The 12,265-nt window shown below is 34.6% G+C and carries 13 protein-coding genes and 1 pseudogene; 4 read left to right on the forward strand and 10 right to left on the reverse strand.

The genetic code is table 11. The annotated features are described in order from the left end of the window. The 3 genes and pseudogenes from KO493_RS02700 to KO493_RS02710 form a co-directional block, all read right to left on the reverse strand. A pseudogene (locus KO493_RS02700) lies at window positions 1–386 on the reverse strand (hypothetical protein); the annotation flags it as partial. Continuing rightward, window positions 383–1,039, reverse strand: coding sequence for a hypothetical protein (locus tag KO493_RS02705; RefSeq protein ID WP_216066412.1), 657 nt, complete (start codon window positions 1,037–1,039; stop codon window positions 383–385). The gene KO493_RS02705 and the pseudogene KO493_RS02700, both read right to left, overlap by 4 nt. Further along, the gene (locus KO493_RS02710) at window positions 1,040–1,378 is read right to left on the reverse strand and encodes a PadR family transcriptional regulator (protein WP_216066798.1); all 339 of its coding nucleotides are present in this window, start codon (window positions 1,376–1,378) and stop codon (window positions 1,040–1,042) included. Window positions 1,379–1,493: 115 nt separating this feature from the next. On the opposite strand from KO493_RS02710, the gene KO493_RS02715 reads away from it, so the two are divergent. Continuing rightward, window positions 1,494–2,549, forward strand: a complete 1,056-nt coding sequence (locus KO493_RS02715) for a ferredoxin--NADP reductase (RefSeq protein ID WP_216066413.1) — start codon at window positions 1,494–1,496, stop codon at window positions 2,547–2,549. Between the two features lie 179 nt (window positions 2,550–2,728). On the opposite strand, the gene KO493_RS02720 is transcribed toward KO493_RS02715, so the two are convergent. Continuing rightward, entirely contained in the window at window positions 2,729–3,739 is a 1,011-nt protein-coding gene (locus KO493_RS02720) for a glycosyltransferase family 9 protein (protein ID WP_252723143.1), read from the reverse strand. 67 nt (window positions 3,740–3,806) lie between these two features. Further along, window positions 3,807–4,412 carry a DUF4254 domain-containing protein gene (locus KO493_RS02725; protein WP_216066414.1) on the reverse strand — a complete coding sequence of 202 codons (606 nt, stop codon included), beginning with the start codon at window positions 4,410–4,412 and terminating at the stop codon, window positions 3,807–3,809. Between the two features lie 71 nt (window positions 4,413–4,483). Here KO493_RS02725 and upp point away from each other — a divergent pair, with 71 nt between their 5' ends. Continuing rightward, the gene (gene upp, locus KO493_RS02730; RefSeq protein ID WP_216066415.1) at window positions 4,484–5,143 is read left to right on the forward strand and encodes a uracil phosphoribosyltransferase; all 660 of its coding nucleotides are present in this window, start codon (window positions 4,484–4,486) and stop codon (window positions 5,141–5,143) included. On the opposite strand, the gene KO493_RS02735 is transcribed toward upp, so the two are convergent. After that, window positions 5,132–6,058 carry a DUF6427 family protein gene (locus tag KO493_RS02735; RefSeq protein WP_216066416.1) on the reverse strand — a complete coding sequence of 309 codons (927 nt, stop codon included), beginning with the start codon at window positions 6,056–6,058 and terminating at the stop codon, window positions 5,132–5,134. The genes upp and KO493_RS02735 overlap by 12 nt on opposite strands. A 72-nt stretch (window positions 6,059–6,130) precedes the next feature. On the opposite strand from KO493_RS02735, the gene KO493_RS02740 reads away from it, so the two are divergent. Beyond that, window positions 6,131–6,358, forward strand: a complete 228-nt coding sequence (locus tag KO493_RS02740; protein ID WP_216066417.1) for a DUF6341 family protein — start codon at window positions 6,131–6,133, stop codon at window positions 6,356–6,358. A gap of 15 nt (window positions 6,359–6,373) precedes the next feature. Here KO493_RS02740 and purD read toward each other — a convergent pair whose 3' ends face one another. Beyond that, on the reverse strand, window positions 6,374–7,648 hold the full coding sequence (gene purD / locus KO493_RS02745) for a phosphoribosylamine--glycine ligase (protein WP_216066418.1): 1,275 nt from the start codon (window positions 7,646–7,648) through the stop codon (window positions 6,374–6,376). Window positions 7,649–7,821: 173 nt separating this feature from the next. Here purD and KO493_RS02750 point away from each other — a divergent pair, with 173 nt between their 5' ends. After that, entirely contained in the window at window positions 7,822–9,129 is a 1,308-nt protein-coding gene (locus KO493_RS02750; RefSeq protein ID WP_216066419.1) for a phenylacetate--CoA ligase family protein, read from the forward strand. Here KO493_RS02750 and KO493_RS02755 read toward each other — a convergent pair. The 3 genes from KO493_RS02755 to KO493_RS02765 are packed head-to-tail and all read right to left on the reverse strand — an operon-like array spanning window position 9,113 to window position 12,245. Beyond that, the gene (locus tag KO493_RS02755; protein ID WP_216066420.1) at window positions 9,113–9,892 is read right to left on the reverse strand and encodes a glycosyltransferase family 2 protein; all 780 of its coding nucleotides are present in this window, start codon (window positions 9,890–9,892) and stop codon (window positions 9,113–9,115) included. The genes KO493_RS02750 and KO493_RS02755 overlap by 17 nt on opposite strands. A gap of 13 nt (window positions 9,893–9,905) precedes the next feature. After that, entirely contained in the window at window positions 9,906–11,258 is a 1,353-nt protein-coding gene (locus tag KO493_RS02760; protein ID WP_216066421.1) for an undecaprenyl-phosphate glucose phosphotransferase, read from the reverse strand. Beyond that, window positions 11,259–12,245 carry a UDP-glucuronic acid decarboxylase family protein gene (locus KO493_RS02765; RefSeq protein WP_216066422.1) on the reverse strand — a complete coding sequence of 329 codons (987 nt, stop codon included), beginning with the start codon at window positions 12,243–12,245 and terminating at the stop codon, window positions 11,259–11,261. Window positions 12,246–12,265: the final 20 nt, after the last annotated feature.

A 12,265-nucleotide genomic window follows, 5' to 3' on the forward strand; every position in this document is an offset into this window, starting at 1 on the left:
AAAAATAGTATTAAAATTGCCGATAAAGTATGTCCAACATGCCAAGCTAAGCTAAAAACAGTATAAGTAACACAAAATAAGGCTATCGTTAAAAGAAGCTTAGGTAAACTGAAATAGGTTTTAAATATGTTCCAAATAGATTTCCAATAGTATATGTTCAACGCCCGAACACGAGATTCTAAAACCTCTTGAAAACCGAAAATTCCAAATTTTTTAAACTCGATATTTAAAGCATCTTTAAAAAACAATTTAGGGTTTTCTTCCCATTGACTTTCAATACCATTTGTTAGATGATCAACCAGTTCAGTTTGCACATCGTAACATTCTACGAAATGTTTTCTCGTGAAGTTATGGAGTTCTTTTATTTGGTTTTCTGAAATTTTCATGAATTGTCAATTCCATATTTTAAATGATAGTCTTTTTTAAACTCTAATGTACAAAGCGTAAGAAGTACTAAAATGAATATTAAAAAAGTTGTTTTTATTTTCATTAAAATCAAATCGTGGGTAACATATCCCATTGGAGCAGTAAAACGGTTAAAAAAAAGATTAATCCCATAAAAAACGATAAAGAAAAATAAACCCATTCTTTCTATCAACGAATATTTTTCGTTCTTCGTTCTCATAAATGTAGAATAAAAAACACCAATTATCACCATAATTACAAGTGGCGCATCCTTTAGTATACGAATCAAATATACTTTGCTTACATACAACTCAATTAAATTAAAACTCATAAAAATGGCTGCAAAAATGATTAAACCCCTCAATGAAAACGATTTTTTCAAAAGGCGATTCCATATTAACCTATCGCCAATCCAATGGTATTTGCTATTGTATTTTAATAACTTCGATTTATTCTCTGCCATATAGTCTTTGAAAATGTAATAGAATGTTCTGTCATCGCCATTTTCAATTCTAGCTTCAATTTCTGAAGCCACATGGTCAATCATCTCATACCTAATATCTATGAAGTCTATTCCAGAGTTTTCTAAATAAGTATCTATAAACTTTATGTTTTCCTTGCTAAGTGTTTTCATCTAGCCCATTCTAAATTTAGGATTCACCAACGCGCGCATGGTTTTAATGTAGTCTTCCAGTTCAGCGAGTTTATTAACCGTCTCTTTTGTGCCTTGCTCGGTTAATTTATAGTATTTACGCAGTCTATTGTCAACTTTCAACACCTCAACATCTAGCAAACCTTCAGCTTCTAACTTGTGTAATGACGGATATAAGGCCCCTTCAGTTAATTTCAGTTCCCCTTTAGTAATCTCTTTAACTTTTTGCGTAATTTCATAACCATACATCTTATCATTTTCATTTAATAACTTTAAAATGATCGTGGTTAAACTGCCTTTATATAATTGTGAGTTTTTCATGACAAGACAAACATACATAAATTTCTTATGCATTCGTATTTTAGGTGTTACTTTTTTCTTAAAAAGTATCTTACTTTATTATTGGCTTCACTATTTTTGCTAAAAACTAATTCGCATGGCATCATTTCATAAACTTCCAGTAAAGAATATCAATAGAGAAACTTCAAAAGCAATAAGCATCTCTTTTAATGTTCCTGAAAACCTTAAAGATACTTTCGCTTTTCAAGCGGGACAATACATCACTTTAAAAACCGAAATTGATGGCCATGAGGTACGTCGCGATTATTCACTTTGTGTTTCTCCTAAAAGTGGCGAATTAAAAGTTGCGATTAAAGAAGTTCAAGACGGTACGTTTTCGGCTTACGCGAATACAACTTTAAAAGTTGGTGACTCCTTAGAAGTGGCTCCACCAAAAGGGCGTTTTGTCTTTGAGCCTAACGACTCTAAAACTAAAAACATTGCGGCTTTTGCTGCTGGGAGTGGTATCACTCCAATTTTGAGTATTATAAAATGTGCTTTAGAAGAAGAAGTAAACAGTAAGATTATTCTAGTTTACGGAAATAAAACCACTAAAGACACCATGTTCTTAAACGAGCTTTTAGAGCTTCAACATGCCTATAAGGAGCGTTTCACGATTCAGTTTGTTTTTAGTCAGCAAGACGAGGAAGACGCGATTTTTGGCCGTATTGAAAAAAGCACCGTAAATTACGTGATTAAAAACGAGCATAAAGATGTGGTTATTGATGCGTATTACCTTTGCGGACCAGAAGCTATGATCCACATGGTTAAAGATGTTTTAACCACCCATAACACGGAAGCTGAACGTATTCACTACGAACTTTTTAAAGCGGCAAAACCTGCGGAAGTTAAAGCTGAAGTTGTTGAAACAGGATCTTCTAAAATTACAGTCACGGTTGATGATGAAACGACCACTTTTGATATGTCACAAAAACAAACCATTCTTGAAGCCGCTCTAGATGAAGATTTAGACGCGCCGTATTCTTGCCAAGGTGGTATTTGTAGCAGCTGTTTAGCCCGTATTACTGAAGGGGAAGCCACTATGAGACAAAACAATATTCTAACTGAAAGCGAAGTGGCTGAAGGTTTAATTCTTACTTGCCAAGCGCATCCAACGACGCCAACTATTACGGTTGATTTTGATGATGTTTAGACGCGTGAGGTCTTTGAAGTAGTTAAGTATTTGAGGAGTTAGAAGTATTTGAGGAGTTAGAAGTAGTTAAGGAGTTAAGAAGTTAGAAAGGAGTTAAGTAGTAGCTTAGTTTTTAAGTGCACGTGACTTTAAGCGGTGTTCGAGCGGAGTCGAGAACCTGTCTTCTTTCTTTTATTAACTTATATCGAAGCTAACACCCTATTTATTTTAGTCACTACAACTTCTGGAGCGATACTTCCTGCTGCGTTTTCATAACCTTCTGGGTATTTATTTCCATAAACCGAAGTTGGCACCTTTGGAAACTGGATTCTATCGGCACACAAAGCGTAATCACCTGGTTGATTAAAAGGCGCGAAGCCTGCAAACGGATGCGTAACCCCCCAAATGGTAATGACTTTTACACCCAACATCGCTGCAAGATGCGCATTTCCTGAATCCATTGAAAGCATGATATCGAGATTTGAAATGATATCTAACTCTTCATCAAAAGACAATTTACCAGCGAGGTTAATCGTGTTTTCAAACCTGCTTAATGGGTCACGATCTTCCTTTCCTCCAAACAGAATGACTTTATAATCGGCTGTTAGTTTTTCTACCACTTGCTTCATCAAATCTAAAGGATAAACCTTGCCTTGATGTGCTGCAAAAGGCGCAATACCAATCCACTTTTTAGAATCTCTTCCTAATAATTCCAGTAACTTTTCATTTAAGGCCACACGCTTTGGAAATGTAGGTTTTGATAAATCTACAGGGAAACCCAATTTATCAAAGACATCAACATAACGCTGAAGCGTGGTCTTTAAAGGCTCAAATTTTTCTCCTGAAACCAATAACCGCTTGGCTTCACGACCTTTATCTAAAGCAATAAAACGCTTGGAGTTTAAAAACAATTTCAAGATTTTACTTCTTAAAACATGGTGTAAATCGGCAACTGCAAAAAAGTGACTTTTATTAAGCTCTTGAGCCAATTTGTAAAGGCCACGAACGCCTTTATGCTTGCCTTTAACTTCAGCTGAAAAAACAGTAACACGGGGAATATCTCTAAAGAAGGGTTTGAAAAATCCACGCGTTAAAATGGTAATATTTACTTTCGGGTATTGTTCAATAAGCGCCCGTACCACTGGTGCAGACATAGCAACGTCCCCCATTGCTGAGAGACGTATCACTAATATATGTTTTGAATTTGGCATGATATTTCAGCTGAAAAAGTCTTCGACAAACTCAAATCGACAGCCAAAGAAATAGATTTTGAACGTGTTATTTTTGTGAGCGAAGTACAGGATTTAGCTCGTCGTCATTATACATTTTCATTTGCTTATACACTTTCATGTATTTATCTCCTTTTTCAATATCATTTAAAAGCGTATCGATAGCCGTTGATAAATCTACACGTTGCTCCAATAAAACGTCTAATTTTTTCTGACAGGCAGCTTGGTGTTCCGCGGAAGCGTCGGTACGTGTAGCTTCCTCATTCATATGGTATACTTTCAAGGCTAAAATTGACAATCTATCGACACCCCAAGCTGGACTTTCGGTATTAATAGTTGCATTGTCCTTGACATTGGCATCTTTATATTTTTCTAGAAAATAGCTATCAATATACTCCACCATATCGGTTCTGTCTTGGTTTGAGGCATCAATTTGACGCTTTAAAGTCAAGGCCGCCACGGGATCTATTTGTGGATCACGAATAATATCTTCATAGTGCCACTGCACGGTATCGATCCAGCATTTTCTATATAATAAATGTTCTAACAAATCGCCTTCTGCATAGGCATTTTCAAAAGGTTGATCTACCGTATTTATAACGTGATACTTCTCGATAACTTCTTGAAAAATAGCATTTGCTTTATCTGTAAACATAGTCTCAAATTTTGAGATACAAAGATACTTATAATTCACTAACTTTACTATTGAATACCTAATTTGAAGCCATGAAAATTCATAATCTATCAAAAGAAAATTCCGTATTAAATTGCTTTTTATCAGAGCTAAGACATGTAGATATTCAAAAGGATGCTATGCGTTTTAGGCGAAATATTGAACGTATTGGTGAAATACTCGCTTATGAGATGAGCAAACGTTTAACGTATCAATCTGAGGATATTCAAACCCCTTTAGGCATTCACACTTCCAAGCTACCCAAAAACGACTTGGTTTTATGTTCCATTTTAAGAGCCGGTATACCATTACACCAAGGCTTATTAAACTATTTTGACCAAGCAGAAAACGCCTTTATTTCTGCCTACAGACAGCACAAAGAACACCCAGAGAGTTTTGAAATTGTGGTGGAGTATTTAGCCTGCCCAAGCTTAGAAAACAAAACGCTTATTCTGGCCGACCCCATGCTTGCTACAGGACAATCTATGGTGGCAACTTTTGAAGCCCTTAAAGCTTTTGGAACACCCAAAGAAATTCATCTTGTAAGCGTAATTGGCGCTAAACCCGGCATTGCATTTATAAAAAAACACTTTGGCAAACACGTTAACTTATGGATAGGTACTATAGACGAGCACCTTAATGAGAAAGGTTACATCGTTCCTGGTTTAGGCGATGCGGGTGATTTAGCTTTTGGCAATAAGTTACAACAATAACAAAATAAAAGGCACAAGAATAAGCACCACTAAAAAGACTTCTTTAAACCATTTTTCCTGAATAATTTCGATATAGCTCGCAAAAATAATAGCCAATGGCATGAAGACGAATAAAAATTCACTTCCATTTTTTTCCGGTGCCAAAATTACAACTAAAAACCCTATCACAGCAGCTAATACAATGGTTTTAAAAGACACTCGAAATACTTTTTTCTTCTTTTTAATATTGTTTAAATAGTAAAATGAAGACCAAACCCCAAAAGAAACCAAAACCGTAATGGCAATTAAATACGTTATCGAATTGTAAGCACTAAAATCGTAGCTTATATTAATTGTATTTAAATTAAAAATCTCAAAATAACTATCATATAAAACTACCGAAGTTGCCGAACCAATTAAATACACAGCGAATACACCTAGGAATGGAATAACCCAATGTCTTATGTTATTATCTGTATATAAGGCTAATGACAAAATGATTAAGACAAAAAACAAAATAGACCAGAAATAAAATAATGCAGCAATGGCGATCCAAAAACCAGCATCAAAAAGCTTCTTCTTAACCTCCTTTTGTGATCGTAAACTAATAATACGTCGTAAACCTAGAAGTACAAAAAAATTCGAAAAAATCACTTTTCCATAGCTTGTTGTTTGCGGTAAATACAACAAGAAGAGGCTAAAAAGTAAAATTTCAAAATGGTTCGTCTCGGTTAAACTATTCTTATTTGCAATGAAATTAATAAGTAGAATAGAAGCATAAATAGTTAATAGCATAGCTACTTGCTTCACGATTTCCATAACCTCTAAAGTATCGAATTGTAAGTTTATCCGCGGGATAGCAAAAGCCAAAAGCGTAATGAAAAATACAATAATGAAATTTATTGGTCTAGATTTATTAAAAAAGCTTGTTAACATTAACTGTTTTTGTATTTTTGCTTCGTAAATATACTAACTATATCGGGTTTAAACCCAATAAACAAACTCAACATGAAAGATTTCTTTTACGCTATACAAGATTTATTTGTTAACGTTCTTTTAAAACCTTTAGACGCTATTAGAGCTTTAGAACTTGAAAACTGGTTTTTAGCGAACCTTATGTCTTGGATCTTTATTATCATTGGTTTTGTTGCCATGGTATATTGGATGATCCAATTAAAAGGATTTAATGATAATAACGAGGAAGACAAAAGCGTTTCTTCACACTCGTACTTATAAAAATATAAGTTTCGATTAATTTAAATCGAAACCTATATCCTTACGATAATTCATCTTATCAAAATGTAGTTTTTCTATATTTTGGTAAGATTTTTTTATGGCCTCTTGGTAGGTATCACCGTATGAGGTAATCGCCATTACACGTCCGCCAGAGGTTACTATTTTTCCATCTTTAAGTACAGCTCCTGCGTGAAATGGAATAGAACCTTCAATAGTATTTACACCTGTAATTTCCTTGCCTTTTTCGTAAGCTTCAGGGTAACCTCCAGACACTAACATGATGGTAGTTGCTGCACGCTCGTCAATTTCAATATTAATTTTATCTAAAGTGCCATTAGCCATAGCTTGAAGAATTTCAACAAAATCATTCTTTAATCTTGGTAAAACAACCTCAGTTTCTGGGTCGCCCATACGCACGTTATATTCAATCACTTTAGGGTCGTCGCCCACTTTTATTAATCCGATAAAAACAAACCCTACGTAAGGTAAATTGTCTTTTTTGAAACCACTAATTGTTGGCTTCACGATGCGCTCTTCAATTTTATTTAAAAAGTCATCTGTAGCAAATGGTACCGGAGAAACGGCTCCCATACCACCTGTATTTAAGCCTGTATCACCTTCACCAATACGTTTGTAATCTTTAGCAGTAGGTAAAATTTTGTAGTTTTCACCATCGGTTAGTACAAAACAACTTAATTCGATACCGTCTAAAAACTCTTCAATAACCACTTTCGTGCTAGCTTCACCGAATTTGGCATCCACTAACATGCTTTTAAGCTCGGTTTTGGCCTCTTCTAAATCATTCAGAATAACCACACCTTTTCCAGCGGCTAGACCATCTGCTTTTAAAACGTAAGGTGCATTTAAAGTTTCTAAAAAAGCATAGCCTTTTTCAACAGTTTCAGCAGTGAAGCTTTCATAGGCCGCTGTTGGAATATTATGACGGTATAAAAATTCTTTTGCAAATTCTTTACTACCTTCTAACTCTGCAGCCACTTTTTGTGGTCCGATTACCGAAACATGTTTGATGGCCTCATCGTTTAAGAAAAAATCGTGAACGCCTTGTACTAAAGGATCTTCAGGCCCCACCACAACCATATCAATTTTGTGCTCTAAAACCAAAGTTTTAATCGCCGAAAAATCGGTTACACCAATATTCATATTTGTGGCTATTTCTGCAGTTCCTGAATTCCCAGGGGCGACAAATAAATTTTCACATTTCGGACTTTGAGCAATTTTCCAAGCAAAAGTATGTTCTCTTCCGCCAGAACCAAGAATTAAGATATTCATTGTGTTGTTTTTTAGATTCTCAAATGTATGAGAATAACTTTAATTATTATGAATGCAAAAATAAGGGCTTTTTAGAATTAGCAACGAAATGCCCTCCCTTTTTTTCTTATTTTTTACTTTAAAAACTTAAAAAATCGGATTTATCTTTAGCTTTGTTTTTTGGCTTTATACAAATGAATTTCTTTAAACTTTCTTTACAATTTCAAGGCTTCCCGATAGAAAAGGCTACGCGGACCCTTAAAACCATCCAAAAAAGTATAGCTACTGATTATAATTCTTATCTAGAAACCAAAAAACAAGACATTGTAAACTATCATCTAAAAAACAATGCTTTTTATAAAGGCTTTGTAAATGCTGAAGCCTACACCAACTGGAATACGCTTCCCGTAATGACTAAGGCTGATTTACAACAACCTTTAAACGATAGACTTTCGGAAGGGTTTTCTAAAAAGAACATTTACCTCAACAAAACCTCTGGTTCGTCTGGAACACCATTTCTTTTTGCCAAAGACAAATTTTGCCATGCGCTTATCTGGGCCAATTTTGTTGACCGCTATAAATGGTTTGACTTAGATCTTCACAGCTCAAAACAAGCCCGATTTTATGGTATTCCGTTAGATAAAAAGGGGTATTACAAAGAACGCTTGAAGGATAAACTAAGCAATCGATTTCGATTTTCGGTATTTGACTTGAGTGATGATCAGCTTGAAAAAAATATTGGGATTTTTCAATCGTCTGCTTTTGATTATATCAACGGCTACACCAGCGCCATTGTACAATTTGCTAAATATCTTAAAAAGAAAAATATAGTTTTAAAAACAATTTGTCCTTCACTTAAAGCTTGTATTGTGACTTCGGAAATGCTTTTCGAATCGGATAAAACCCTTTTAGAATCCCAATTTGGTATTCCGATTATCAATGAATACGGTAATGCCGAACTAGGCCTTATTGCCTTTCAGAATAAAAAGAAGGAATGGCTTGTCAATAATGAAGATTTATATGTAGAAATACTTGATGATAACGACCGTATTTTGCCTCTTGGCGAAATTGGGCGCATTGTCATTACCTCGCTTTACAACAAAGCTCATCCGTTTATTCGTTATGATTTGGGCGATTTAGGAGCCTTATCGGAAGATAGCACACCAGAAAAACCCATTTTAAAAAGCCTTCAAGGAAGAACGAGCGATTTAGTACAACTGCCAAGTGGAAAAACAGCTGCCGGATTAACGTTTTACTATGTGACTAAAACCATTATTGAAGATAAGAGTACGGTCAAGGAATTTGTCATTGAACAACTCAAACTAGATACTTTTAAAATTCGATATGTTAGTGATGAAACACTTTCGGAAGAAAAAATAAAGGCAGTAAAAAAAGCCATTAGCAACTATCTAGAACCGAACCTCAACATCATTTTTGAACACACCACGCAGTTAGAACGTTCAAACCGTGGTAAACTGAAGCAATTTAGCTCTTATTTGTAGGCTGAATCAATTTTGATTTCACAAAAAAATGTTCTTTCAAAAACACCAGCATACTGTAAAATGCCTTTCCTTTTGAAAAACCTAATCCTTTTTGATACACCCAATAATTATGTTTGATTAAAGTCATTTTATTCGAAGACATAGAACCTTTTCGAACCCGGTAAAAAGCCAAAGACTCTGACATGCCTAAGGCAGGTTTTCCTGATTTTTTGATAACCGCTAACCATAGCAACCAATCTTGGCGTTTTCTTAAGTTTGGCGATGTTACTTTACCTAAACGCTTAACGTCATAAACCCCAGTAAGATTACCAATATAATTGCTTTTTAGAAGTTTTGAATACGATAAAGAATTTAAAGCCTGGGCTATTTTATCAAGCGGTTTCCCGTTTTCATCTATAAATTCATAACTGGAAAAACTAACGGCACAATTTTCGGTTTTCATGAAATGGATTTGAACTTCCAACTTATTGGGCTTCCATAAATCATCGGCATCCAAAAAAGAAATATAATCCCCCTGGGCGGCTTCAATTCCTTTATTTCTAGAAATGGCAGCACCTGAGTTTACAGTATTCTTAAGCAGTTTAATATTAGAATACGTTTCTAAAAAAGGCTGAATGATTTTTAGTGTTTTGTCTTGAGAATAATCATCAATAAGAATAAGCTCCCAATTTTTATAACTTTGATTAAGGACGCTGTTTATAGATTCTGAAATATAAGCTTCAGAATCATGCATGGGGGTAATTACCGTAACCAAAGACTCCATTAGTAAAGTGTTATTAATAGGCTTTATCTTCTCCTTTTACGGCGTTTAAAAACGTTTGAATCGAAATTTTAATATCCAGTAATAAAGACCAGTTTTCAATATAGAAAATATCATATTTTACGCGATTAATGATGTCTTTATCCGTTTCTATTTCACCTCTAAACCCGCTTGTTTGTGCTAATCCAGTAATTCCAGGCTTAACAAAATGACGTACCATAAATTTATCAACACGTTGCGCATACATATTGGTATGACTCACCATGTGCGGACGTGGCCCTACAACCGACATTTCTCCAAACAACACATTAAAAAACTGAGGCAACTCATCAATACTAGTTTTTCTAATAAAAGCGCCAACTTTAGTTACTCTCATGTCATTTTTGGTGGCTTGGTGCAAATGTGCATTGTCATTTGGCGTCATCGAACGGAACTTATAACAATCGAATTCTTTATAATTAAATCCGTTTCTAGATTGTTTAAAAAAGATGGGGCCTTTTGATTCTAATCGAATTAAAATAGCTAGAATAGGCGTTAACCACGAGAGTACACCAATAATAATAACAGATGAGAATAAAATATCATACACACGTTTTATAAATTTATTTACGGGTTCCTGTAAAGGAATATCCCTTATAGATAAAACCGGAATGTAGTCGTAATATTCATATTTAAGGCGCTTAGAGTAAATATCCTTATTGTCGGGAATGAACTTTAGTTCTCTAAGATTATTATCTGCAAAATCTCTTAAATTATTAATTTGCTTATTAGATAATTCTGCGACAGAAAAATAAATCTCATCAATATTGTTCTCAATCACATAATCGTAACATTTTTCTAAAGAAAATGATTTATCATTTACACTAAACTTCGCTATAAAGTTATAACCGTAATCGGCTCGCCTTTTAAAGGTTTTTATTAATTGTCTGGTTTTATCATTATTACCAATAACAATAACATTTCTAGTATTTCCACCTAAAACCGCTCTATATTTTTTTAGTAAAAAAGTAGAAAACAGCTTAAATAAGGAGGTTAATACAAATACGGCGATTAAATACTCCCCTAACTCTAAGCGACTCATATTAGGCTGTTTGAAAAAACCTATAAAAGCATAGAGCACAATCGCAAAAAAGATTATTTGCCTAAACAGCAGCGGGATTATTTGGATAAGGCGTGTATGCCTTTGAATTTCATAAAAGTGATTTCTTACGGCAATAATAACCCAGACTAAGGATATATAGACACAGAAAACATACACATTGCTTAAGTTTATTTGAAAATAAAATACCGCAATATTTATGATGACTAAATCTATAAAACCAAAAAGAGGCTTTATTAAACCAGAATATCTACTTTTTTTATAATCCACTTATTTTTTTATATGTTTTTTAAAATCTTTGTGTTCACTTTTATGCAAATCGTCTTGGGATAAACCTTTAAAATACTCAAACGTTTTTTTCATACCTTCTTCACGACCAACTTTAGGCTCCCATTCTAATATTTTTTTTGCTAAAGTAATATCGGGCTGCCTTTGCATAGGATCATCAACTGGTAAATCTTTATAAATCACTTTTTGAGTCGTTCCTGTTAGTTTTATGATTTCTTCAGCAAAATCACTAATAGTAATTTCGTGGGGGTTTCCAATATTTACAGGATCTGAATAATCACTTAACAATAATCTATAAATCCCTTCTACCTGGTCATCAACATAACAAAATGATCTAGTTTGAGAACCATCACCAAACACCGTTAAATCTTCACCTCGCAAGGCTTGTCCCATAAATGCCGGAATTACGCGTCCGTCGTTAAGTCGCATTCTTGGGCCATAGGTGTTAAATATACGCACAATACGGGTTTCTAAACCATGAAAACGATGGTAAGCCATGGTGATAGACTCTTGGAAACGTTTGGCTTCATCGTAAACCCCTCGTGGCCCTATGGTATTCACATTACCGTAATAAGCTTCGGTTTGTGGGTGCACTAGAGGATCGCCATAGACTTCAGACGTTGAAGCAATCAGCATTCTAGCATTTTTTGCTTTCGCTAAACCTAATAAATTATGTGTTCCTAAAGCGCCTACTTTTAGGGTTTGAATAGGAATTTTTAAATAATCAATCGGACTTGCAGGCGAAGCAAAATGAAGAATATAATCTAATTCTCCTTCGATATTTATAAACTCAGTGACGTCATGCTCAATAATTTCGAAATTAGAATGGCTTTCTAAGTGTGAGAGGTTTTTTCTGTCACCAGTAATAAAATTATCCATGCCAATAACATGGTAACCTTCTTTAATAAAGCGATCGCATAAATGTGAACCTAAGAATCCGGCGGCTCCTGTTATTAGAACTTTTTTCAAGCACATAAGTTTAACGATTC

It is taken from the genome of Pseudotamlana agarivorans (assembly GCF_018860245.1).
Taxonomy (GTDB): Bacteria; Bacteroidota; Bacteroidia; order Flavobacteriales; family Flavobacteriaceae; genus Pseudotamlana; species Pseudotamlana agarivorans_A.